Annotated in this window: 26 protein-coding genes and 1 pseudogene; 15 read left to right on the top strand and 12 right to left on the bottom strand. The window is 57.7% G+C overall.

Features of this window, described 5'->3' with window-relative positions:
* Positions 1-13: 13 nt before the first annotated feature.
* Positions 14-946: pseudogene (locus B9Z44_RS00215) on the bottom strand (3-hydroxyacyl-CoA dehydrogenase family protein); the annotation flags it as partial.
* A 134-nt stretch (positions 947-1,080) separates the two neighbouring features.
* On the opposite strand from B9Z44_RS00215, the gene B9Z44_RS00210 reads away from it, so the two are divergent.
* Positions 1,081-1,746, top strand: coding sequence for a glutathione S-transferase family protein (locus B9Z44_RS00210; RefSeq protein ID WP_108401376.1), 666 nt, complete (start codon positions 1,081-1,083; stop codon positions 1,744-1,746).
* 4 nt (positions 1,747-1,750) lie between these two features.
* Here B9Z44_RS00210 and B9Z44_RS00205 read toward each other — a convergent pair whose 3' ends face one another.
* From B9Z44_RS00205 to lexA, 3 genes are all read right to left on the bottom strand, one after another.
* On the bottom strand, positions 1,751-2,758 hold the full coding sequence (locus B9Z44_RS00205; RefSeq protein WP_108358698.1) for a D-2-hydroxyacid dehydrogenase family protein: 1,008 nt from the start codon (positions 2,756-2,758) through the stop codon (positions 1,751-1,753).
* A gap of 61 nt (positions 2,759-2,819) precedes the next feature.
* On the bottom strand, positions 2,820-3,056 hold the full coding sequence (locus B9Z44_RS00200; RefSeq protein WP_108358697.1) for a hypothetical protein: 237 nt from the start codon (positions 3,054-3,056) through the stop codon (positions 2,820-2,822).
* 13 nt (positions 3,057-3,069) lie between these two features.
* Positions 3,070-3,726: a transcriptional repressor LexA gene (gene lexA / locus B9Z44_RS00195; protein WP_108358696.1), complete on the bottom strand. Its 657-nt coding sequence runs from the start codon at positions 3,724-3,726 to the stop codon at positions 3,070-3,072.
* 95 nt (positions 3,727-3,821) lie between these two features.
* Here lexA and B9Z44_RS00190 point away from each other — a divergent pair, with 95 nt between their 5' ends.
* Positions 3,822-4,727 (top strand): asparaginase, encoded by a 906-nt coding sequence (locus B9Z44_RS00190; RefSeq protein ID WP_108401374.1) that lies wholly within the window; start codon positions 3,822-3,824, stop codon positions 4,725-4,727.
* Between the two features lie 73 nt (positions 4,728-4,800).
* Here B9Z44_RS00190 and adk read toward each other — a convergent pair whose 3' ends face one another.
* From adk to B9Z44_RS00160, 6 genes are all read right to left on the bottom strand, one after another.
* Positions 4,801-5,457 carry an adenylate kinase gene (gene adk / locus B9Z44_RS00185; RefSeq protein ID WP_108358694.1) on the bottom strand — a complete coding sequence of 219 codons (657 nt, stop codon included), beginning with the start codon at positions 5,455-5,457 and terminating at the stop codon, positions 4,801-4,803.
* A 70-nt stretch (positions 5,458-5,527) separates the two neighbouring features.
* Complete coding sequence (gene kdsB / locus B9Z44_RS00180) at positions 5,528-6,289, bottom strand: 3-deoxy-manno-octulosonate cytidylyltransferase (RefSeq protein WP_108401373.1); 762 nt, start codon at positions 6,287-6,289, stop codon at positions 5,528-5,530.
* Positions 6,290-6,472, bottom strand: a complete 183-nt coding sequence (locus B9Z44_RS00175) for a Trm112 family protein (protein ID WP_108358692.1) — start codon at positions 6,470-6,472, stop codon at positions 6,290-6,292.
* Entirely contained in the window at positions 6,453-7,514 is a 1,062-nt protein-coding gene (gene lpxK / locus B9Z44_RS00170; protein ID WP_233246856.1) for a tetraacyldisaccharide 4'-kinase, read from the bottom strand. Before lpxK ends, B9Z44_RS00175 begins: the two co-directional genes overlap by 20 nt.
* Before the next feature lie 5 nt (positions 7,515-7,519).
* Positions 7,520-7,945, bottom strand: coding sequence for an ExbD/TolR family protein (locus B9Z44_RS00165; RefSeq protein WP_108358891.1), 426 nt, complete (start codon positions 7,943-7,945; stop codon positions 7,520-7,522).
* Between the two features lie 22 nt (positions 7,946-7,967).
* The gene (locus B9Z44_RS00160; protein WP_108358691.1) at positions 7,968-8,594 is read right to left on the bottom strand and encodes a MotA/TolQ/ExbB proton channel family protein; all 627 of its coding nucleotides are present in this window, start codon (positions 8,592-8,594) and stop codon (positions 7,968-7,970) included.
* Positions 8,595-8,845: 251 nt separating this feature from the next.
* On the opposite strand from B9Z44_RS00160, the gene xseA reads away from it, so the two are divergent.
* Positions 8,846-10,129, top strand: a complete 1,284-nt coding sequence (gene xseA / locus B9Z44_RS00155; protein WP_108358690.1) for an exodeoxyribonuclease VII large subunit — start codon at positions 8,846-8,848, stop codon at positions 10,127-10,129.
* A gap of 35 nt (positions 10,130-10,164) precedes the next feature.
* A complete protein-coding gene (locus tag B9Z44_RS00150) occupies positions 10,165-10,746 on the top strand; it encodes a Fe-Mn family superoxide dismutase (RefSeq protein WP_108358689.1) in 582 nt (193 codons plus the stop codon).
* 132 nt (positions 10,747-10,878) lie between these two features.
* Here B9Z44_RS00150 and B9Z44_RS00145 read toward each other — a convergent pair whose 3' ends face one another.
* The gene (locus B9Z44_RS00145; RefSeq protein WP_108358688.1) at positions 10,879-11,322 is read right to left on the bottom strand and encodes a DUF192 domain-containing protein; all 444 of its coding nucleotides are present in this window, start codon (positions 11,320-11,322) and stop codon (positions 10,879-10,881) included.
* 72 nt (positions 11,323-11,394) lie between these two features.
* Here B9Z44_RS00145 and icd point away from each other — a divergent pair, with 72 nt between their 5' ends.
* From icd to clpA, 3 genes are all read left to right on the top strand, one after another.
* The gene (icd, locus tag B9Z44_RS00140; protein WP_108358687.1) at positions 11,395-12,651 is read left to right on the top strand and encodes an NADP-dependent isocitrate dehydrogenase; all 1,257 of its coding nucleotides are present in this window, start codon (positions 11,395-11,397) and stop codon (positions 12,649-12,651) included.
* Between the two features lie 5 nt (positions 12,652-12,656).
* Entirely contained in the window at positions 12,657-13,004 is a 348-nt protein-coding gene (gene clpS / locus B9Z44_RS00135) for an ATP-dependent Clp protease adapter ClpS (protein ID WP_108358686.1), read from the top strand.
* Positions 13,005-13,098: 94 nt separating this feature from the next.
* Positions 13,099-15,432 (top strand): ATP-dependent Clp protease ATP-binding subunit ClpA, encoded by a 2,334-nt coding sequence (gene clpA / locus B9Z44_RS00130; protein WP_108401372.1) that lies wholly within the window; start codon positions 13,099-13,101, stop codon positions 15,430-15,432.
* Between the two features lie 130 nt (positions 15,433-15,562).
* Here the strand turns inward: clpA and B9Z44_RS00125 are convergent, their stop codons facing one another.
* Positions 15,563-17,131, bottom strand: a complete 1,569-nt coding sequence (locus tag B9Z44_RS00125) for a helicase HerA-like domain-containing protein (protein ID WP_108401371.1) — start codon at positions 17,129-17,131, stop codon at positions 15,563-15,565.
* Between the two features lie 69 nt (positions 17,132-17,200).
* Between B9Z44_RS00125 and B9Z44_RS00120 the strand changes: the two genes are divergently transcribed.
* Genes B9Z44_RS00120 through B9Z44_RS00085 form a run of 8 tightly spaced genes read left to right on the top strand, consistent with a single transcriptional unit; the run spans position 17,201 to position 23,357 of the window.
* On the top strand, positions 17,201-17,920 hold the full coding sequence (locus B9Z44_RS00120; protein ID WP_108401370.1) for a YebC/PmpR family DNA-binding transcriptional regulator: 720 nt from the start codon (positions 17,201-17,203) through the stop codon (positions 17,918-17,920).
* A complete protein-coding gene (gene purD, locus B9Z44_RS00115; RefSeq protein ID WP_108401369.1) occupies positions 17,917-19,209 on the top strand; it encodes a phosphoribosylamine--glycine ligase in 1,293 nt (430 codons plus the stop codon). Before B9Z44_RS00120 ends, purD begins: the two co-directional genes overlap by 4 nt.
* 11 nt (positions 19,210-19,220) lie before the next feature.
* The gene (locus tag B9Z44_RS00110; RefSeq protein WP_108401368.1) at positions 19,221-19,880 is read left to right on the top strand and encodes a 1-acyl-sn-glycerol-3-phosphate acyltransferase; all 660 of its coding nucleotides are present in this window, start codon (positions 19,221-19,223) and stop codon (positions 19,878-19,880) included.
* A 7-nt stretch (positions 19,881-19,887) separates the two neighbouring features.
* Positions 19,888-20,823 carry an oxygen-dependent coproporphyrinogen oxidase gene (gene hemF / locus B9Z44_RS00105; RefSeq protein WP_108358680.1) on the top strand — a complete coding sequence of 312 codons (936 nt, stop codon included), beginning with the start codon at positions 19,888-19,890 and terminating at the stop codon, positions 20,821-20,823.
* Entirely contained in the window at positions 20,820-21,434 is a 615-nt protein-coding gene (gene nadD, locus B9Z44_RS00100) for a nicotinate (nicotinamide) nucleotide adenylyltransferase (protein ID WP_108402746.1), read from the top strand. Before hemF ends, nadD begins: the two co-directional genes overlap by 4 nt.
* A 5-nt stretch (positions 21,435-21,439) precedes the next feature.
* Positions 21,440-22,249: a ribosome silencing factor gene (gene rsfS / locus B9Z44_RS00095; protein WP_108401367.1), complete on the top strand. Its 810-nt coding sequence runs from the start codon at positions 21,440-21,442 to the stop codon at positions 22,247-22,249.
* Complete coding sequence (gene rlmH / locus B9Z44_RS00090; RefSeq protein WP_108401366.1) at positions 22,246-22,713, top strand: 23S rRNA (pseudouridine(1915)-N(3))-methyltransferase RlmH; 468 nt, start codon at positions 22,246-22,248, stop codon at positions 22,711-22,713. Before rsfS ends, rlmH begins: the two co-directional genes overlap by 4 nt.
* A 17-nt stretch (positions 22,714-22,730) precedes the next feature.
* On the top strand, positions 22,731-23,357 hold the full coding sequence (locus B9Z44_RS00085) for a Maf family protein (protein ID WP_108401365.1): 627 nt from the start codon (positions 22,731-22,733) through the stop codon (positions 23,355-23,357).
* The last annotated feature ends 13 nt before the right edge of the window (positions 23,358-23,370 follow it).

The following is a 23,370-nucleotide window of genomic DNA, read 5'->3' as shown; positions in this document are numbered from 1 at the left end:
GGTGGTGAAGTGCTTAGCTTTCGACGTGCATCAAGCTCAAGCCCAACGCGCCACGGCGACGCAGCCATGGGCTAGGGCGGTAGCGTGTGTCACCGTAAACGGTTTGAACGTTGAACAGCACTTCCAAAATTTCAGTGGGGCCGTATTTGTCGCCCATCGCCAGCGGGCCCATCGCATGGCCCAAGTCGGCCCCGCCTGTGGCTTCGAGTTCTTGCGGTGTGCACATGCCTTGTTGGCACATGTCACATGCGATGTTGATGATGTTGGCAACTACGCGTTGTGTCACAAAGCCGCCGCTGTCGCGAATCACTGTCACCGCTTTGCCGTCACGTGCAAACAGCGCGTGTGCGGCATCACGCATGTCAGCGCGTGTCGCGGGGCTGGTGGCCAGCACGCGGCGTTGTGTGAGCTTGTCGTCAATGAGCATGTCGATGCCCACGGTGCGTGCTGGGTCCAAGCGCTCCACGATGGCCACGGTGGTCACGTCAAAACCCAAAGGTGCAACGATCGACAGCGCTTGAGCTGAAGGCGATGCGCCAGTTTCAATCTTTGCACCCAAGTCTTTTAGCAATTGCAGCAATTCGGGACGGCGCATGGCACGGGTCGATACCCAGACAGAGGGCATTTCTGCCACCGTTGGCACGGCTGGCTCTGGCGGCATGTGTGCCTCGCCATCGACGTAGTCGTAAAAGCCTTTGCCCGTCTTTTGTCCTGCTGCACCAGCGGCTAAGCGCTGCACGCTGATCGCGCTTGGACGGTAGCGAGGCTCAGACCAATGCGATTGATAAATCGAGGTCATGGCCTCGTGTGCCACGTCCAGACCGGTGAGGTCTAAGAGTTGGAAAGGGCCAAGTTTGAATCCGGCATGGTCGCGCAAGATGCGGTCGATGGTGGCGAAATCTGCCACGCCTTCTGATGCGATTTGCAGCGCCTCTGTGGCGCCTCCTACGATGCCAATGGTTTTGTAGATAGAACTCATGGCAAAGATTATGGCTGAGCCGTGCCACTTTTTTGAGTTGTGGTTGCGTGAAACGCGCTATGTCAAAATGAAACGAACCTTTGTCCATTTGGAGCGCCTTCATGACCCTCAAACTTTGCGGTTTTGCTGTCAGCAACTACTACAACAAACTCAAAATTCAGCTGCTTGAAAAAGTAGTGCCATTTGAGGAAGAGTTGGTGTGGCTCAAACCTCTAGAGTCCTCAACTCTGCTGCGTTCGCCTATGGGCAAAGTGCCCTTTTTAGAGACACCGCATGGTTGCATCAGCGAGTCAGCAGTGTGCGCTGAGTACATCGAGCAAGCATATCCGCATCATCCTTTGATGCCTGCTGAGCCTTTTGAAGCGGCGAAGGTGCGCGAAATCATCACGTATCTAGAGCTGCATGTGGAATTGGTGGCACGCGAGCTGTACCCGCAAGCATTCTTTGGTGGCGCGGTGGACGAAGCCACGCAAACGCGTGTGCGAAAACAACTCGCCAAAGGCGTGGAAGGCTTGAGCAATCTGGTGAAGTTCTCGCCCTATATTGCCGGCGATATGTTCACGCTCGCTGACTGCTCCGCGATTGTGAATTTACCGCTGGTGTCCATGGCGTCCAAAGCGGTGTACGGAGAAGATATGTTGGCGCATCTGCCAGTCAAAGCCTACAACCAGCAAATGGCGGAACGTGCGTCGGTGCAACATGTCAACGCAGATCGCAAGGCATGCATGGCGTTGATGGCTGAGCGCGCAGCCAGCAAGGCCAACTAAAACGTCATCGGCGTACTTGCAATGCGCCCGGATTGACAATGTTGGTGGGCGTGCCTTTGATGAAGTTCACCACGTTGTCAAAGGCTGTGCCGAAATACAGCTCGTAGCTGTCTTGCTCCACATAGCCGATGTGTGGCGTGCAGATGCAGTTTTCCAAGCGTAGCAGGGCGTGGCCTTGCATGATGGGTTCGCTTTCAAACACGTCGATGGCAGCCATGCCAGGGCGACCGCGGTTGAGACCCGTGATGAGTGCGTCTGGCTCAATCAACTCAGCACGGGAGGTGTTCACCAACAAAGCGGTGGGTTTCATGCGGTTGAGGTCGGCCAACTTGACGATGCCGCGGGTCTCGTCGACCAAGCGCAGGTTCAAGGTCAGCACATCGCATTCTTCGAAGAAGGTTTCTCGTGATTCGGCCACGTTCAGGCCATCTTTGGCTGCGCGTTCGCGTGAGGCCTCGCTGCCCCACATCAACACGCGCATGCCGAATGCTTTACCGTAGCCGGCCAAAATTTGTCCAATCTTGCCGTAGCCCCAAATACCCAGAGTCTTGCCACGTAGGACTTGGCCGAGGCCAAAGTTGGTGGGCATCGAACCCGCTTTGAGGCCTGCTTGTTGCCAAGCCCCGTGTTTGAGGTTGCTGATGTATTGGGGCAAACGGCGCATGGCGGCCATGATCAACGCCCAAGTCAACTCAGCAGGGGCAATCGGTGAGCCCGAACCTTCTGCCACGGCAATGCCGCGTTCGGTGCAGGTCGCGATATCAATGTGGCTGCCTATTTTTCCAGTTTGAGAGATGAGTTTGAGTTTGGGCAACTTTTCAAGCAACTGGCGTGTGAGCTGGGTGCGCTCACGAATCAACACCAACACTTCGGCGTCTTTAAGTCGGACCGACAACTGGCCAACGCCCTTGATGGTGTTGGTGTAAACCTTGGCGGGGTAGGCTTCTAATTTGGACGCGCAAGCCAACTTGCGCACGACATCTTGGTAGTCGTCGAGGATGACAATGTTCATCCCCTAATTGTGCCTTGTGCCACGGGGCTTCACGCTGGGCGCGTGAGCCCTATTTCAAATATCAGTGACGGTTTTCTAGCTCGGCCAAACGGTCGAGTTCGGCGCACACATCGGCCATGCGGCCCGAGATGACCATGCGCCCTGCGTTTTTGCGGTTGTGTTGCGCTTCCATCACGCGAGCGACGCGCAGTGGCAAGTGGCGAGGTGTGCTTTGCAGGGCTTGTGCAGGCATGAAGCCGCGGACCACGTTTTGCAGAGGATTGAGGAGGCGGTAGGCGCCAAAAAGTGCGAGGCTCATGGTCGTTCTTTCTTTACATCATCATGGTGTTACGGATCAGGCCAACGGCCAAACCTTCAATTTCAAAGGGCTCGCCCGGTTCAACCAAAATGGTTTTGAAGTCTGGGTTTTCGGGGAGCAGTTCAATGTGGCTGGCGGTTTTGCGAAAGCGTTTGACGGTCACTTCTTCGCCCAAACGGGCCACCACGATCTGCCCGTTTTTGGCATCACGGGTGGATTGCACAGCCAGCAAGTCGCCGTCCATGATGCCGGCGTCGCGCATGGACATGCCGCGCACACGCAGCAAGTAGTCAGGCTTGCGTTGGAATAAGCTGCTTTCTACAAAATAGGTTTGGTCCACATGTTCTTGCGCCAAGATGGGCGAGCCTGCAGCCACACGGCCTACCAGCGGCAACGAGAAGCCTGAGGGTGAAGCGCTGAAGGTGCTTTCTTGGTAGCTGCGTTGGTTGCCACCTTTGAGGCGAATGCCACGAGATGTGCCGCTCACCAGCTCAATCGCACCTTTGCGGGCCAAGGCTTGCAAATGTTCTTCGGCGGCGTTGGCAGACTTGAAGCCAAGCTCAGCTGCAATTTCGGCGCGTGTGGGGGGCGAACCGGTGTTGGCAATGGCAGACTGGATAAGCTCCAAAATCTGTTGCTGACGGGCGGTAAGTTTTGGCATTTCAATCATCGGTTCGACTCCTGCACAATGTGTGTCTTAAGAGATGCAACTGTTTGCGCATCCAGTAACTGTATTTTTAACCAGCTTTTTGAGTTTGGCAAGCTATGAATGCAAAAAAAACTAAAAAAATCGTTGTTTTAGCCACAGGTGGCACGATTGCTGGCTTGGCAAGCGATGCAGCCCAGCCTCAAAACTACACAGCTGGCCAAGTGGGCGTGGACGATTTGCTGCAGGGCGTTGCCCATGAAGGCATTGAACTGTTGAGCGAACAGGTGGCCCAAATCGACAGCAAAGACATGTCGTTTGCGGTCTGGCAAAGCCTGCTGGCTCGCGTGTCGCACTGCTTAAAACAAGACGATGTGCAAGGCATGGTCATCACGCACGGCACAGACACACTCGAAGAAACAGCCTACTTTTTGCAAACTGTGTTGCAGCCTACCAAACCTGTGGCCATCACCTGCGCCATGCTGCCCGCCAATGCGCCTGACAGCGATGGCCCTGGCAATCTCAAGGACGCTTTGGCTTGGGTGCAACAGCCCGATGCATCAGGTGTGTCTGTGGTGTGCGCAGGTCAAGTTTATGCAGGAAACGCTGTGCAAAAAAGCCATAGCCATCAGCGCAATCCCTTCGCTTCGCAAGCAGGCGTGACGCACCCCGCCGCGTTACGTGTGCCCAGCGTGGCGCAGGTGTTGGCTTGCACGCATTGGCCACGCGTGGAGCTGGTGTTCAACCATGCAGGCGCCGATGGCCGCTTGGTCCGCTCGCTGACGGCGCACGATGCACCGCAGGGCTGGGTGGTGGCAGGCACGGGCAATGGCACTTTGCACCATGACTTAGAGGCTGCTTTGCTGGACGCGCAAAAGCAGGGCGCTCAGGTGTTGCGTGCCTCACGTTGCGCACAAGGTGGCGTGCAGTTGCGTGAAGCTGATGTGTTGCCACATGCGGGGGGCTTGACCGCTGTGCAGGCCCGCGTGGCTTTGCTGATGCATCTTGTGGCGCAGCAAGCGTAGTCAAAGCAAGTCGCCAACAAAAAAGCCGCTCTGTTGAGCGGCTTTTGTTTGCAAGCGCAGCGCTTGAATCGGTTTAAGCCGAAAGGGCTTGAAACGCGCGTTCTTTGATTTCTTCCACAGTGCCGGTGCCGCTGATAGCGCGGTACTTGGGGGCTGCAGTGGCGTCGGCCTTGGCCCAGCCAGAATAGTAGTCCACCAAGGGGCGGGTTTGGGCGCTGTACACGTCCAAACGCTTCTTGACGGTTTCTTCTTGGTCGTCAGCACGTTGCACCAACGGCTCACCTGTTTCGTCGTCTTTGCCTTCCACTTTCGGTGGATTGAATTTGACGTGATACGTGCGGCCAGAAGCGGGATGTGAACGGCGGCCGCTCATGCGCTCGATGATGGCGTCAAAAGGCACGTCGATTTCCAACACGTAGTCCAGCTTCACGCCAGCCGCCTTCATGGCATCAGCTTGAGGAATCGTGCGTGGGAATCCGTCGAACAAGAAGCCGTTGGCGCAATCAGCTTGGGCGATGCGTTCTTTGACCAGGTTGATGATCAGGTCGTCGCTGACCAAACCGCCGGCATCCATCACTTTTTTGGCTTCAATGCCCAGTGGTGTGCCTGCTTTCACAGCAGCACGCAACATGTCGCCGGTGGAGATTTGAGGAATGCCGTATTTTTGGCAAATGAAGGTGGCCTGTGTACCTTTACCGGCACCGGGAGCGCCCAACAAAATCAGTCTCATGCTTGGTCCTAGTTGTATCTATACGTTTTATTACTTAGGCGAGGATATCACGCGCTTCCCTTCGAAAGCCTTACGCAACAGCGCTCAGCAGGGCTCTGACACGTGCCAAGTCCTCAGGCGTGTCGACGCCGGGGCCTGGTGAATGCTCGGTGACGTGGACGGCGATGCGGTGGCCGTGCCACATGGCGCGCAGCTGTTCGAGTGATTCGGTCACTTCAATCGGGGCTTGGGCCAGCTTTGGGAATTCGCGCAAAAAACCAACGCGGTAGCCGTACAAACCCACATGGCGCAGCGGCGCGGGGGTGGGCAGGGCCGTCATACCTTGGGTAAATCCATCGCGCCACCACGCAATCGGGGCACGGCTGAAGTACAGCGCTGTGTTGCGGGCGTCGAGCACTACTTTCACCACGTTGGGGTTGGCAAAGTCTTCCACGTTGTCGATGGTGTGGGCCAGTGTGCTCATGCTGCAGTCATTGCGTGTTTGCAGCAACTGGGCCGCCGCGTCAATGGAGGCGGGATCGATCAGGGGCTCGTCGCCCTGAACATTCACGACCACGTCGCTGTCTTGCAGCTTCAATAAATCACAGGCTTCAGCCAAACGGTCGCTGCCAGAGGGGTGGTCGGTTCGGGTGAGCACGGCGTCAATGGCGTGGGCTTGGCAAGCGGCGACGATGCGGGCGTCATCGGCTGCCACCACCACGCGTGAGGCACCTGAGAGCTTGGCGCGTTGCGCCACGCGCACCACCATGGGGACACCGGCAATATCGGCCAAAGGCTTGTCGGGCAAGCGCGACGAGGCCATGCGCGCTGGAATGAGAACGCAAAACGACATTTAGGCTTTCAGTTCAGCGTCGGTCAGTGGGCGTGCTTCGTTTTCTAGCAGCACAGGAATGCCGTCGCGAACGGGGTAAGCCAAACGCGCGCTGCGAGAGATGAGCTCTTGCGTGTCGCGGTTGTATTCAAGGGGGCCTTTGGTCACGGGGCAGACCAAGAGTTCAAGCAGTTTGGTGTCCATGGGGTGATGATAACTTTGCGTGTGGTGAGGCTGCGAGGTGCTGGGCAATGGCGCTCAGCAGCGCAGCAGGTAAGGTGGTTTGCAAGGGCACGGCCCAAGCGTGTGGGTGATGCGCCCAGAGTTTGACCGCATCTTTTTCGGTACACAGCACATCGCCTTGTGAGGCGTCGATGTGCAGTTGCTGCAAGTCGGCATGGTCGGGCAGGGCTTGCGAGCGGGTCAGCGTCAGGCCTTTGTCGCGCAGCATGGCAAAAAAAACCTCGGGTTTGGCAATGCCCGCCAAGGCTTGCACGGGCGTGTGGCTCCAGCTGCTGAGTGGGCGCTGTGTGCCATCGGCTTGCACGGCGACATCGGCCAAGCGGCGCTGCACGGCAAACTCATGTGGGCCAACGTTGCCAGAAGTTTTCAGCACCCAGCAAGGTACGGCATTGCCCGATGTGGCTTGAGGCATCGCTTTGCGCGGCCAGTTTTCACGTAGCGGGCCTGCGGGCAGCAAGTGGCCGTTGCCCACGCCGCGTTCGTCAAACACGCACAGCTCTAGGTCGCGTGCCAGTTGCCAGTGCTGCAAACCGTCGTCACACACCAGCACTTGCACCTCGGGGTGCTGTGCCAGCAGCGCATGTCCTGCGTCCACACGCCTAGCGCTGACAAACACCGGCACTTGGCAGCTGCGGGCAATCAGCAAAGGTTCGTCGCCCACGTCGGGGGCAAGGCTTGTCGGTGTCACCGCTTGGATGCCCGTCGTGCGGCGACCATAGCCGCGTGACAGCACACCCACACGCCAACCTTGTTCGGTCAAATGTTTCACCAAAGCCATGGTGATGGGCGTTTTGCCCACGCCACCCACCATCACATTGCCCACCACGAGGACGGGCACAGGCAAGGTTTGTGTTTTGTAAAAACCGTGCTGGTACAGCGCGCGGCGCATGGCCACGAGGCCCGCAAATAGCCAGCTCACGGGCAACAAAGCGAAGGCCAGTGCTTCACCCCAACCGCCTTGGCCATTCCAAGCCTGCATCAATGCTTGGCGCATGCGGGTCATGGGCGTCAGTCGGCTTTGCCGCCAGAGGACTGGGCTGCGAAGGTGAGTTGGTTTAGGCCATTGCGGCGAGCCGCTTCCATCACCAGCATCACCGATTGGTGGCTGGCTTGCGCGTCTGCGCTGATGATGATCATGGGGCTGTCTATGTTTTGTGTGGCTTGGGCCAAGGCTTGGCTCAGGCCCTGCACGTCGCGGGTGTTGACCAAATTGCGGTTCACGCTGAACTGGCCTTCGCTGCTGATCGACACAATCACCTCATGCGGGCGTTCTGGCAACGCCGCGGCATCGGCCACGGGTAAGTTCAGCTGCAACTCTGTGAACTTGCTGTAGGTCGTGGAGAGCATCAAAAAGATCACCACCACCAACAAAATGTCGATGAACGGGATCAAGTTGATCTCGGGCTCTGGGCTCTTTTCGCGATGAAACTTCATGGCCATGGTGTTGCAGCGCCTGTTATTTCAAGCGTGCGCGCATGAGCAACAGGTGGCGCACAAAGCGCTCGGCATCCAGCTCAAAACCCAACACATAGGCATCCACACGGGCGCGCAGGTAGCGCCAGAACATCAAGGTGGGAATGGCCACGATCAAGCCAAACGCGGTGTTGTAAAGCGCCATCGAAATGCCTTGTGCCAACTGCACCGGGTTGCTGGTGCCTGGGGCTTGTGAGCCAAAGATGTCGATCATGCCGATGACGGTGCCCAACAAACCCAGCAGCGGCGCGGCTGAGGCGATGGTAGCCAAGGCCACCAGGTGTTTTTCCAGCGTGTGGGCCGCTTGGCGGCCCGCCGATTCCATGCTCGAGCGCAGGTCTTCCGCGCTGATGAGTGGTTCGTTCTTCATGGCATACAAGCCCGAAGCCAAGATGCGGCCCAACACCGAGTGGTCGTGCAGCTGCGTCATGGCATCTTCGGAAGGCAAGTTGTCGTGTGAGGCTTGAAGGGCTTGAGTCAGCAAACCTTCAGGTGCTACCAAGTGGGGGCGCAAGCTCATCATGCGTTCAATGATCAGCGCCAAGGCAACGATGGAGCACGCCAACAAAGGCCAAATCGGCCAACCCGCCGCTTGTATGATGGACAACAAATCAAATACCCCCGTGAATCAATTGGCAACAATTATGGCCCAGCCGTCCATCCACACGAACTGTGGATAACTTTGGGGATAAGGTTTGTTGGCCCCTGTCTGAAGCCGCATGAATGGGATGTTTTGACAGAATGGTCGAAAAATGGGCGGTAGAAATCTCTTTTAAATCAAAGACTTGCTACGTGGCTTGGTGATTTTCTCGGTTTACTACTTAAAACGATTTGGAAATATTTTTTGTGGATGAGTCCTCTATGTCGACCACGGAATCGCTAGGTTTGACGCCACGTATTTGGGCAGTCGGCGCGCTATGCCGCGCCGTGGCTGATGCGCTTGAGGCGCGTTTCAACCCCATCGCCGTGCGCGGTGAGATTTCCGGCTTCACGCGCGCGGCCAGCGGTCATTGCTACTTCACGTTGAAGGATGCGGGCGGGCAGCTCCGTTGCGCCATGTTCAAGCGCGCCGCCCAAATGCTCGACTTTCGCCCAGCGGACGGTGAACTGGTCGAAATCCGTGGTCGTTTGGGTGTATACGAGCCGCGTGGCGAACTGCAACTGATTGTGGAAAACATGCGCCGCGCGGGGCAGGGCGCGTGGTTTGAGCAGTTCTTGCAGCTCAAAGCCAAGCTTGAAGCCGAAGGCCTGTTTGATGCCGAGCGCAAGCGGCCCCTCAAAACCATGCCGCGTGGCATTGGTGTGGTCACATCCTTGGGCGCTGCGGCGCTGCACGACGTGGCCACGGCTTTGCAACGTCGGGTGCCGCATATTCCCGTGGTGCTTGCGCCGTCCTTGGTACAAGGCCCAGATGCGCCGCCCACCTTGGTGCAAGCCTTGCAGCAACTCAGCCAGCAACCCAACATCGACGTCATTTTGCTGGTGCGCGGTGGTGGTTCCATGGAAGACTTGTGGGCCTTCAATGACGAAAACCTCGCCCGCGCCATCGTGGATAGCCCGGTGCCCATCATCAGCGGTGTGGGCCACGAGACTGACTTCACCATTGCCGACTTTTGCGCCGACCTGCGCGCACCCACGCCTACCGCCGCAGCCGAAATGTGCGCGGTCCCGCAAGCGGAGTTGTTGTCCAACCTGCAGCTGTGGGGCGGGGCGCTGCAAACCTTGGTTCACCGCCACCTCGACACGCACGAACAACGCCTAGACCGCGCCCAAGCCCGCTTAGGCCGCCCGTCGGAAGGCCTCAATACTGAAAAAATGCAGCTCTTGCGCCTGCAACAACGCCTGACCCAAGCGGTGCAAACCCGCGCCCAACGCTGCCACAACGAGCTGGCCACACTTGCCAGCGGCCTAGCCCGTGGTGTTCAGCAAACCCCAGCCACTGCCCGCGAGCGCTTGCACCGTGCCGCTTTGCGCCTTGAGTTGCTTGACCCCAAGCTCGTTTTGCAACGCGGCTTTGCCTGGCTCAGCGACATCGATGGCCAAGCCATCACCTCTGTGGCGCAGACCACAGAAGGCCAAGCCCTGCAAGCAACCCTTGCCGATGGCGTGGTTGAATTGCGGGTGGCCGCACCCACGCGCATTTAGTTTTTACAATTCACGTTTTTACACAAGAGGACTTCATGGAACACACGCTCCCCGCACTGCCTTACGCCATCGACGCATTGGCCCCTCATTACTCCAAAGAAACTTTGGAGTTTCACCACGGCAAGCACCACAACGCCTACGTTGTGAACTTGAACAACCTGCAAAAAGGCACTGAGTTCGAAGGCATGGCCCTGGAAGAAATCGTCAAGAAGTCCAGCGGTGGCATCTACAACAACTCTGCCCAAATTTGGAACCACACCTTCTTCTGGAATTGCATGAAGCCACAAGGCGGCGGCGAACCCACAGGTGCATTGGCTACAGCCATCAACGCCAAATTCGGCAGCTACGCCGCGTTCAAAGAAGCCTTCGTCAAAAGCGCCGTGGGCAACTTTGGCTCTGGCTGGACATGGTTGGTTAAAAAGGCCGACGGTTCTGTGGACATCGTCAACATGGGCGCCGCTGGTACACCGTTGACCACGGGCGACAAAGCCTTGTTGACTGTGGACGTGTGGGAACACGCTTACTACATCGACTACCGCAACATGCGTCCTAAGTTCGTTGAGACGTTCCTCGACCAACTGGTGAACTGGTCTTTTGCTGAAAGCAACTTCGCTTAATTCAGCGTGTTTTCACGGGCGTGAAGCCCGTTGAGACGTGAAAAAGCCGCCTATCAAGGCGGCTTTTTTGTGGGTGGGCGCAAGCGTTACAGCTGGCGTTGGGTTTGCTCGCTGAGTATTTTGCGCAACCGTTTAGGGCTTAAACGCCACGCCGCTCAAGCGGCTACCGGCTTTGAGGCCCTTTTTGGCAAACCAGCCTTGGTGCATTTCCAGCACAAAGCGCACGGGCTTGGCAGAGCAGTGTGACTCGGTGGTTTGTGGCTTCATGTCCGCCAAATTCACGATGGTGCCGTCGTCGGCCACAAAGGCGGCGGTCAGCGGCAACAAGGTGTTTTTCATCCAAAAGCACTGCGTGGCTGGTTGTTCAAACACAAACAACATGCCCTCATGTTGGGGCATTTCGCTGCGAAACATCAGGCCGATGCTGCGTTGGTCCGGCGTTTGTGCCACTTGCGTGTCGATTTGAAACATGCCCGCTTGCAGCTTGATGCGAGGCAGGTTGGTTTGTGGCGTGTCTTGGCCAAAGGCCGTAAAAGCCAAAGCTGAAAAGAGGAGGGTAAACAGTGCGCGCTTCATGCCTGCGACTGTATCGCAGGCCTGCTGGCTAGAATCGAAAGTGAAATTTTCACCCTCTAGGAAACGCCGCTCATGTCTTACCAGCACATCCAAGTGCCTGCCGCCGGTCAAAAAATCACGGTCAATGCCGACACCTCACTGAATGTGCCAGACCAGCCCATCATCCCTTTCATCATGGGCGATGGCGTGGGCCAGGACGTGACGCCGGTGATGCGCAAAGTGGTCGACGCAGCTGTGGCCACGTCGTATGGCGGCAAGCGCCAAATTCAGTGGATGGAGCTGTTTGCAGGCGAGAAAGCCACCCAGGTCTATGGCCCCGATGTGTGGCTGCCCGAAGAAACTGCACAGGCCATGCGCGAGTACAAGGTGTCCATCAAAGGCCCACTCAACACGCCTGTGGGCGGTGGCATCCGTTCGCTCAATGTGGCTTTGCGTCAAGCGCTCGATTTGTTTGTGTGCCTGCGCCCTGTGCAGTACTTCAAAGGCGTGCCTTCACCCTTGAAAGAGCCAGAAAAAACCAACATGGTCATCTTCCGTGAAAACTCGGAAGACATTTACGCTGGCATCGAATACGCCGCTGAAAGCGCCGAAGCCAAAAAGCTCATCGCGTTTTTGAAAACCGAAATGGGTGCCACCACCATTCGCTTCCCCGACACCTCGGCCATTGGCATCAAGCCTGTGTCCATTGAGGGCACCGAGCGCTTCATTCGCAAAGCCATTCAATACGCCATCGACCACGACAAACCCAGCGTCACCATCGTGCACAAGGGCAACATCATGAAGTTCACCGAAGGTGGCTTTCGTGACTGGGCCTTGGCTTTGGCGCAAAAAGAGTTTGGTGCTACCTTGATTGACGGCGGCCCTTGGTGTCGCGTCAAGAACCCCAAAACAGGCAAGAGCATCATCATCAAAGACGTCATTGCCGATGCTTTCTTGCAGCAAATCCTCATGCGTCCTGCCGAATACTCGGTGGTCGCCACCCTCAACCTCAATGGCGACTACATCTCTGACGCTGTGGCCGCGCAAGTGGGCGGCATTGGCATCGCGCCGGGCGCCAACATGTCGGACACCGTGGCCTGTTTTGAAGCCACCCACGGCACAGCGCCCAAATACGCAGGCAAAAACTACGTCAACCCAGGCTCCATGATCTTGTCCGCCGAGATGATGCTGCGCCACATGGGCTGGACCGAAGCCGCCGACACCATCATCAAAGCCATGGAGGCCGCGATTGCCACCAAACGTGTGACCTACGATTTTGCTCGCCTGATGGACGGGGCAACGCAGGTCAGTTGCTCGGCCTTTGGCGATGTGATGATTGAACAGATGTAAAGCCAATGCCAACCAAAAAACCAACCCCAAAAGTTCAATTACCCGACCGAGACGATGGCGGATCGGTCGTCTTAGAGCGCCTGACGCAGCGCACCAAGCCGCCGCAGATGTTTCAAGTGCTGATGCTCAATGACGATTTCACGCCCATGGAGTTTGTGGTGGTGGTGTTGCAAGAGTTCTTCAGCAAAGACCGCGAACAAGCCACGCAAATCATGCTGCAAATCCACTTGGACGGCAAAGGCGTGTGCGGCGTGTACAGCAAAGACATTGCGGCCACCAAAGTTGACCAAGTGTTAGATGCCGCACGCAAAGCCGGACACCCCCTGCAATGTGTGGCCGAACCCATCGAATAACTTATCGTTTGCACTTACGAAACAGGCCTATTGAATAAACGGCTTTTGTTTCCATATACATTTGAATCTCAGTTGCAAGCACGAAGGAAACCACATGATCGCCCAGGAACTTGAAGTTAGCTTGCACATGGCCTTTGTCGAGGCCCGTCAGCAGCGTCACGAATTCATCACAGTTGAGCACTTGCTTTTGGCATTGCTCGACAACCCCAGCGCCGCCGAAGTGTTGCGCGCTTGCTCGGCCAACATTGACGACTTGCGTAAGTCCTTGTCCAACTTCATCGCCGACAACACCCCGCAGGTGTCGGGCACCGAAGAGGTGGACACACAGCCCACCTTGGGTTTTCAGCGCGTGATTCAGCGCGCCATCATGCATGTGCAGTCCACAGGCAATGGAAAAAAAGAAGTGACCGGCGCCAACGTGCTGGTCGCCATCTTTGGCGAGAAAGACTCGCACGCGGTGTACTACCTCCACCAACAAGGCGTGACCCGCTTGGACGTGGTGAACTTCATTGCGCACGGCATCAAAAAGAGCGATCCGCCTGAAGCCGTCAAAGGCGGTGAGCCAGCCCAAGCCGAGCAGGAAGAGGGCGGTGCCACGTCTGAAAAGAACGAGAAGGCTTCGCCACTCGAGCAATTTACCCAAAACCTGAACCAAGCCGCCAAAGACGGCAAGATTGACCCGCTGATTGGCCGCGAGTACGAGGTCGAGCGCACGATTCAAATCTTGTGCCGTCGCCGCAAGAACAACCCGCTGTTGGTGGGCGAGGCTGGCGTGGGTAAAACCGCGATTGCCGAAGGCTTGGCATGGCGCATCACCCAAGGGGATGTGCCTGAAATCTTGTCCGAGGCTATCGTGTACTCGCTGGACATGGGCGCTTTGCTGGCCGGCACCAAATACCGCGGCGACTTTGAGCAACGCTTGAAAGGCGTGATCAAGAACTTGCAGGCTAAGCCCAACGCGATTTTGTTCATCGACGAAATCCACACGCTCATTGGCGCGGGTGCGGCTTCGGGCGGCACGCTGGATGCGTCTAACTTGCTCAAGCCTGCGTTGTCGAGCGGCCAGCTCAAGTGCATTGGCGCAACGACCTTCACCGAATACCGTGGCATCTTTGAAAAAGATGCGGCCTTGAGCCGCCGTTTCCAAAAGGTCGACGTGGTCGAGCCGACGGTTCAAGAGACCGTGGACATCCTCAAAGGCCTCAAGTCGCGTTTTGAAGAGCACCACAACGTCAAGTACGCCGTGGCTGCGTTGCAAGCCGCTGCCGAGCTGAGCGCCAAGTACATCAACGACCGCCATTTGCCCGACAAGGCGATTGACGTGATCGACGAAGCCGGTGCGGCACAACGCATCTTGGTGGCGTCTAAGCGCAAGAAAACCATTGGCAAGGCCGAGATTGAAGACATCGTGGCCAAGATCGCGCGCATTCCGCCCGCCAACGTGTCCAACGACGACCGCAGCAAGCTGCAAACCATCGAACGCGACTTGAAGAGCGTGGTGTTCGGCCAAGACAAAGCCCTTGAGGTGCTGGCGTCTGCCGTGAAGATGGCCCGTTCAGGCCTCGGTAAATCCGACAAACCGATTGGTGCCTTCTTGTTCAGCGGCCCCACGGGCGTGGGCAAGACCGAAGCTGCCAAGCAGTTGGCCTACATCATGGGCATTGACCTGGTTCGTTTTGACATGTCGGAGTACATGGAGCGCCACGCCGTGAGCCGCCTGATTGGCGCGCCCCCCGGCTATGTGGGCTTTGACCAAGGCGGTTTGCTGACCGAGGCTGTGACGAAGAAGCCGCATTGCGTGCTGTTGCTGGACGAAATCGAAAAAGCTCACCCAGACATCTTCAACGTGCTGTTGCAGGTGATGGACCACGGCACACTGACCGACAACAACGGCCGCAAAGCAGACTTCCGCAACGTCATCCTCATCATGACGACGAATGCTGGCGCTGAGACCATGAACAAGGCCACCATTGGCTTTACCAACCCTCGCGCTGCAGGCGACGAAATGGGCGATATCAAGCGCTTGTTCACGCCCGAGTTCCGCAACCGCTTGGACGCCATCGTGGGCTTCAAGGCCTTGGACGAAAACGTCATCATGCGCGTGGTCGACAAGTTCTTGCTGCAACTCGAAGGTCAGTTGGCCGAGAAGAAAGTCGACGTCACCTTCAGCGACGCCTTGCGTAAGCACTTGGCCAAGAAGGGGTTCGATCCGCTCATGGGCGCACGCCCGATGCAACGCCTCATCCAAGACACGATTCGCAAGGCCTTGGCCGACGAGTTGCTGTTTGGTCGCCTCATCGACGGTGGTCGCTTGAGCGTGGACATCGACGACAAAGAAGAAGTGCTGCTCGACATCACGCCTTTGCCTAAGAAGGAAAAGGCAGCGAAGGGTGAGCACACGGCTTCTGAGGAGCCAGCGGCGAGCTAACGCTGCGACGTGGTCTTTTCAAAGACCGCTTCGATGATGCTGTTACCCACAAAAACGCCGCCTGTGGCAATACAGGCGGCGTTTTTTATGGGCGCTTGTTTGAGGATTGACTGCGGTTGATCGGTGTGCTTCAGCGCTTACGGCCACCCAAAATACTGCCCATGACGCCACGCACAATCTCGCGGCCCACAGCCGAGCCAATGTTGCGTACGGCAGATTTCACCATCATTTGTGCCAAGCCTTGGTGTTGACCGCCGCGAGGACCGGTGGAGCCAAAGAGGGCGTCGCCTAAGCCTGACAGCACTTGGTCTGTCATCGATGGCGCGGCGGCTTGGCCTGCAGGTGAGTTCGCACCAGAAGCACCTTGACCGAATGCCTCTGCACTTGCCACATGGCCCGTCGCGCTGTTGGCCGTGTTGGCCGGCGCCGCACCTTTGAGGCGCTCATAGGCAGATTCACGGTCGATCACTTGCTCATACACCCCCGCCACCAGCGAGTTGGCCAGCAGGGCTTGGCGTTGCTCTGGCGTGATGGGCCCCAGTTGGCTGCCGGGCAGCAGCACGTAGACCTGTTCGGTTTCGGACGGGCGGCCTTTGGCGTCTAGCAAGCTAACCAAGGCTTCGCCTACGCCCAGCTCGGTGATGGCTTTTTCGATGTCGAGGCCTGCTTTGCCGCGCATGGTTTGCGCGGTGGCTTTGACGGCTTTTTGGTCGCGTGGGGTGAAGGCGCGTAAAGCGTGTTGCACGCGGTTGCCCAGTTGGCCCAGCACGGTGTCGGGCACGTCCAACGGGTTTTGGGTGACAAAGTACACGCCCACGCCCTTGGAGCGAATCAGGCGCACCAGCAGCTCAATGCGCTCGATCAGCACCTTGGGTGCTTCGTTGAACAGCAAATGCGCTTCGTCAAAGAAAAACACCATCTTGGGTTTTTCCACATCACCCACCTCAGGCAATTGCTCAAACAGCTCCGAGAGCATCCACAGCAAAAACGTGCCGTACAGGCGTGGGGCGTTCATCAGTTTGTCTGCCGCCAAGAGGTTGATCACGCCCATGCCTTTGGCATCGGTTTGCATGAAATCTTGGATGTTGAGCATAGGCTCGCCAAAAAAGGCATCGCCGCCTTGAGACTCAATCTCCAGCAAGGCGCGTTGAATGGCACCAATGCTGGCGGCGCTGACGTTGCCGTATTCAGTGGTGAAGTCGCGGGCGTGTTCGCCCACGTGTTGCAGCATGGCGCGCAGGTCTTTGAGGTCGAGCAGCAGCAAGCCTTGGTCGTCCGCAATTTTGAACACCATGTTGAGCACGCCGGACTGTGTGTCGTTCAGGTTGAGCATACGGCCCAGCAAGAGCGGCCCCATGTCGGTGATGGTGGCGCGCACGGGGTGGCCAGACTTGCCAAACACGTCCCACAGGGTGGTGGGGCACGCAATGGGCTCTGGCATGGGCACGCCGCGCTCTTGCAGCGAAGCGGCTAATTTGGGAGAAATGGTGCCGGGTTGGCTGATGCCCGCCAAATCGCCTTTGACGTCCGCCATGAACACAGGCACGCCGATTTTGGAGAAGCCTTCGGCCAGCGTTTGCAGCGTGACGGTTTTGCCCGTGCCCGTGGCACCAGTGATGAGGCCGTGGCGGTTGGCCAAGGCCGGCAGCATGTGGCATTCGGTAGTCTTATGCAGCGCAATCAGCATTGGTTCAGCCATCGAAAGTTCTCCATCCACTTGAAAAGTAAAATAACCAGATAAGGTTAATTCAATTCAAGAGGATTTCTGATGGCTGGCCACAGTAAATGGGCAAATATTCAACACCGCAAAGGGCGTCAAGACGAAAAGCGCGGCAAGATTTGGACACGCATCACGCGTGAAATCATTGTGTCGGCGCGCTTGGGTGGCGGCGACTTGAGCCTGAACCCCCGTTTGCGCTTGGCCATTGAAAAAGCCAAGGCCGCCAACATGCCGGCCGACAACATCAAACGCAACGTGGACAAAGCCACGGGCAACCTCGACGGTGTGGTGTACGAAGAGATTCGTTACGAAGGCTACGGTGTGGGCGGCGCTGCCATCATCGTGGACACCATGACCGACAACCGCGTGCGCACCGTGGCTGAAGTGCGCTTTGCCTTCAGCAAAAACGGCGGCAACATGGGCACCGAGGGTTCGGTGGCGTTTCAGTTCAAACATTGCGGCCAGTTGATTTTTGCGCCGGGTAGCAATGAAGACCAAATCATGGAAATTGCGCTCGAAGCGGGCGCGGACGATGTGATCACCGATGACGACGGCGCGATTGAAGTGCTGACGCCACCTGCCAGCTTTGAGGCTGTCAAAAACGCTTTGGAAGCTGCGGGCCTCAAGCCCGAAGTGGCCGAGGTGACTTACCGTGCAGACAACACCATCGAACTCGAGGGTGATGATGCTGCGAAGATGCAAAAACTTTTGGACGCGCTAGAAGACCTTGACGATGTGCAAGAGGTCTATCACAACGCAGCACTATGAACGTATTAGTTATTGGCGGCGGTGGCCGCGAGCACGCGTTGGCGTGGAAGATTGCTCAATCCAACAAGGTGCAAAAAGTGTTCGTGGCCCCCGGCAACGGCGGCACAGCACGTGACAAGCGCTTGGACAACATCGACATCACCGATGTCAAAGCCCTGCGCGAGTTTGCGCAAAGCAATGGTGTGGAGCTGACCGTGGTCGGCCCTGAGACACCTTTGGCTGCGGGTGTGGTGGACGAGTTCCGCGCCCACGATATGCGCATTTTTGGCCCCACCAAGGCCGCAGCGCAGCTGGAAAGCTCTAAAGCCTTCAGCAAAGCGTTCATGAAGCGCCACAACATTCCCACTGCGGAATACGAAACTTTCACCGACGCACAGGCCGCACACGACTACGTGAACGCCAAAGGCGCCCCCATTGTGGTGAAGGCCGATGGCTTGGCCGCAGGCAAGGGCGTGGTGGTGGCGATGACCGCCGCCGAGGCCCACGAAGCGATTGACTTCATGTTGCTCGACAACAAACTGGGTGTGAGCCACAACGAGGGTGGCGCAAGGGTTGTCATCGAAGAGTTTTTGCAAGGCGAAGAGGCCAGCTTCATCGTCATGTGCGATGGCAAAACCGTGTTGCCTTTGGCCACCAGCCAAGACCACAAGCGCTTGCTGGATGCAGACCTTGGCCCCAACACCGGCGGCATGGGTGCGTACTCGCCAGCCCCCGTGGTCACGCCCGAGGTGCATGCCCGCGCCATGCGCGAAATCATCTTGCCCACCATCAAGGGTATGGAAAAAGATGGCATCCCGTTCACCGGCTTCTTGTACGCGGGCTTGATGATTGACCCACAAGGCCAAGTCAAAACCCTTGAATTCAACTGCCGCATGGGCGACCCCGAAACCCAGCCCATCATGGCGCGCTTGAAAACCGATTTGGTCGATGTGCTGTTGGCTGCCACAGCCACCAACGCCGAAGCCCGTTTTGACGACTTTGAGCTGGAGTGGGACCGTCGCACCGCCATTGGCGTGGTGCTGGCCGCGCACGGCTACCCCATGAACCCACGCAAGGGCGACGCCATCACCGGCTTGCCGCAAGACACCGACGATGTGGTGGTGTTCCACGCTGGCACGCAAATGAAAGACGGCCAAGTGGTCACCAGCGGTGGCCGCGTGTTGTGCGTGACGGCTTTGGGCGGCACCTTGAAGCTGGCGCAACAGCAGGCGTACGACACCATCAAGGGCATTCACTTTGATGGCGTGCAATACCGCACCGACATTGGCTACCGCGCGATCGCGCGATAAGCATTGCTGAAATGAGCGCAGAGTTTTCTCCGTCCATTCCGATTCAATGCAAGCCCCAAGCGTGGGCCGCATGGTTGGTCAAGCTGATGGGTTGGAAGATCGAGTTTGACGGACTGCCCGCCAAACAAGGCGTGCTGATCGGCTACCCCCACACCAGCAACTGGGACTTCATCACCATGATGCCGGTTAAGTGGGCGGTGGGCTTGCCCGTGCAGTTTTTTGCCAAAGAGAGTTTGTTTCGCATTCCGTTATTTGGTCGCTGGATTCGTTTCATTGGTGCTGTGCCGATTGACCGCTCGTCTCCCAAAGGCGTGGTGGGCGAAATGGTGGATTCTCTAAAGCGACACAAGCAAAACGACGAAATACTCTGGATTGGTTTGTCGCCCGAAGGCACCCGCAAGCTCACCGATGGCTGGCGCAGTGGCTTTTACCAACTGGCTTTGGGGGCAGATGTGCCTTTGTGCATGCTGCACATTGATTACGGCAAGAAACTGGCCAAAGTGACCGACTTCATGCGTTTGACGGGCGACGTACAAGCCGACTACGCCCAAATGGCCAAGGTGTATGAAGGCGTCCAGGGCTTTCATGTCAACCAAGCTGCGCCTATTCGTCCGTTGCCGCCGCGCACCTCGCCAGCGGCCCAAGCACCAAACGCAACCTCTTTGAATTAAGCACACGATGACCACCCAAACCCACGAACACGTTGTAGCCGCCGCGCGCGACTACCTCATTGGCCTGCAAAGCCGCATCACCAGCGCGATTGAAGCCAAAGACGGCCAAGCCAAGTTCTTGGTGGACAAGTGGGAAAAGGGCCCGGGCGAGCAGTTGCAGGGCAACGGCATCACACAAATCTTAGAAAACGGCTCCGTGTTTGAGCGTGCAGGCTGCGGCTTTTCGCATGTGCGCGGCCCCAAGCTGCCGCCCTCAGCCACACAGCACCGCCCAGAGCTGGCAGGTGCACCGTTTGAAGCCATGGGTGTGTCCTTGGTGTTTCACCCCCGCAATCCCTATGTGCCCACCGTGCACATGAACGTGCGCATGATTGCAGCCACCCCCGCCAACGGCAAAACCGTGGCTTGGTTTGGTGGCGGCATGGACCTCACGCCTTATTACGGCTATGCCGAAGACGCCAAACATTTCCATCAGGTGTGTCACGATGCGCTGCAACCGTTTGGTGACGACTTGTACCCACGCTTTAAAACCTGGTGCGACGACTACTTCTGCAACAAGCACCGCAACGAGCAGCGCGGCATCGGCGGCATCTTCTTTGACGACTTCGCTGAGCTGGGCTTTGAGCGTAGTTTTGACATGCTCAAGAGCGTGGGTGATGCTTTCTTGGAATCGTATTTGCCCATCGTGGACCGCCGTGTGAACACGCCGTATGGCGAGCGCGAGCGCAACCACCAGTTGTACCGCCGTGGCCGCTATGTCGAGTTCAACCTCGTGTGGGACCGTGGCACGCACTTTGGCTTGCAGTCGGGTGGGCGCACCGAATCTATTTTGTTGTCCATGCCGCCGTTGGTGAGCTGGTCGTACCAGCACCAGCCCGAAGCGGGCACGCCAGAACATGCCTTGCTGCATGACTTTTTAGTGCCGCGTGATTGGCTGAAGTGACGCAACACCCTAAGCGCCTAGGCATTTTTGGTGGTTCGTTTGACCCGCCGCACATCGCGCACCTTGCGCTGGCCAAGCACGCGATTGCGCAGTTTCATTTGAACGAGTTGCGCATCATCCCCACGGGCGATGCGTGGCACAAAACCCGCACGCTCACGGCGTCGCCGCATCGTCTGGCCATGACACGTTTGGCCTTTGCCGAGGTGCCGCAAGCCGTGGTGGACCCGCGTGAGATCGACCGTCAAGGCGCAAGCTACACCTTTGATACGCTGCAGGAGCTGAAAGTCGAGCAACCCGAAGCCGATTTGTACCTGTTCATTGGCGCAGACCAAGCGAATGCCTTCAAAACCTGGCACCGTTGGCAAGAAATTTTGGGCCTTGCCACCGTCGTGGTGGCTCAGCGGCCGTTAGACGGGCAGGGCGGCATGGCCAGTCAGTGGCACAATGCGGTATCCCCCGACGTACTACGCTTGGACATGCCAAGCCTGAATGTGAGTGCCACCGAAATTCGTGCGCACGTTGCCCAAGGCACACATGCAGACCCCAAGATGCACGCGTGGTTGCCTGCCGCTGTGCAGCACTACATTGAAAAACACAGCCTTTACCGATAAAACAGATGACCGAAACCTCCGCCAAAAAAGATGTCCAAAAACTGCAACGCACCGTCGTGGATGCGCTGGAGGACGTCAAAGCCCAAGACCTCGTGGTGTTTGACACCGAGCACTTGTCCTCGCTGTTTGAGCGCGTCATCGTGGCGTCGGGTACATCCAACCGTCAAACCAAAGCCTTGGCCGCCAGCGTGCGCGACAAAGTGCGCGAAGGTGGTTTTGGCAAGCCTCGCATCGAAGGCGAAGACAACGGCGAGTGGATCATCGTGGATTGCGGTCCTGTAGTCGTGCACGTCATGCAGCCCACTATCCGCAGCTACTACAACCTCGAAGAAATCTGGGGCGAGAAGCCTGTGCGCTTGAAGTTTGGTGCGCCAAAACCTGTCAAAGCGGCTGAACCTGAAGAAGCACCCGCGAAGAAGTCGGCTGGCAAAAAGCCCGCAGCTAAGAAAACTGCGGCCGGTGACAAGAAGCCTGCTGCACGCGGTGCAGCTCGTAGTTCATCCACACGCGGTGGTGCCGATGAGCGCACGGGCTCAGCCAAGCCTGCAACACGCAGCAACTCCACACGCGGCCCAGTCAAAGCAGCGCCCGCTAAAACGACGGCTGCTAAAACAGCGTCTGCTAAGAGCGCACCGGCCAAAACGACAGCCGCCAAAAAGACAGCAGCGCCAGCCAAGTTGCCAGTGAAGACGGTGGGCCTCAAGGGTGCCAAGTCAACCGCCAAAGCCGCAGCGCGTAGCGCTTCGACCACGGCTGGTAAGCCAGTGGGCAAGCGTCCTCCAGCTGCTAAAAAGACCACTGCCCGCAACGCATGAGGCTGTGGGTCGTCGCAGTCGGCCAACGTGTGCCCGACTGGGCACAAACCGCTTGGGACGATTACGCCAAGCGGTTTCCATCTGAGCTGAAGGTCGAGCTCAAGGCCGTCAAAACCGAGCCGCGCAGCTCTAAAACCCTAGACACCATTTACGCCGCCGAGCGTGAGCGCATCGAGGCCGCCATTCCGCGCGGCTGTCGCATCGTGGCTTTGGATGAGCGAGGCACCAACCTGACCACCGTGGCCTTGGCCGCCAAGCTCAAGCACTGGCAGCTCGAAGCCGACGATGTGGCCTTGGTCATTGGCGGGCCCGATGGCCTGTGCCCCGAGTTCAAAAAACAAGCGCACGAGCGCATCCGCATTTCAGACCTGACCCTGCCGCACGCCATGGTGCGCGTGTTGTTGGTGGAGCAGCTCTACCGCGCTTGGTCTATCAACGCCAATCACCCTTATCACCGCGAGTGAGCCCTCTAAGGCCATCTATGTCTGAATCCAAATTCGTTTACCTCGCCTCACAAAGCCCGCGTCGCCGCCAACTGCTAGAACAACTGGGCGTGCGCTATGAGTTGCTGCTGGCTGACGACAGCGAAGACGCCGAAGCGCTAGAGGTAGTGTTACCCAACGAAGCGCCACGCGCCTATGTGCAACGCGTGACCTTGCTCAAGCTTGAAGCCGCCTTGGCCCGCATGAAGCACCGTGGCTTGCCTGCTGCGCCTGTGCTGTGCAGCGACACCACCGTGGCTTTGGGTAAAACCATTTTGGGCAAACCCGATGACGCCAAACATGCCGCACAAATCCTCGGCGCTTTAAGCGGCCAAACACACCGTGTGTTGACTTCGGTGGCCATGGGCACGTTGTCTAAATCGGGCAAACCGCTCAAAACCGAACAAGCGCTCAGTGTGTCCAACGTGCGTTTCGCGCCTTTGACGCGCGCACAAATTCAAACCTACGTCGCCAGCGGCGAGCCCATGGGCAAAGCCGGTGCCTATGCGGTGCAGGGCAGGGCGGCGGCGTACATCGAGCACATCAGAGGCAGCTACTCTGGCATCATGGGCTTGCCGATGTTTGAAACCGCGCAGCTGTTGCGCGCGTTTGGATTCAAGGTTTAAGCCGGATTTGCAC

This window comes from Limnohabitans curvus (assembly GCF_003063475.1).
Taxonomy (GTDB): Bacteria; Pseudomonadota; Gammaproteobacteria; order Burkholderiales; family Burkholderiaceae_C; genus Limnohabitans; species Limnohabitans curvus.
The sequence above is the reverse complement of the archived record's forward strand: the minus strand, read 5'-3'. Positions and strand labels throughout refer to the sequence as shown.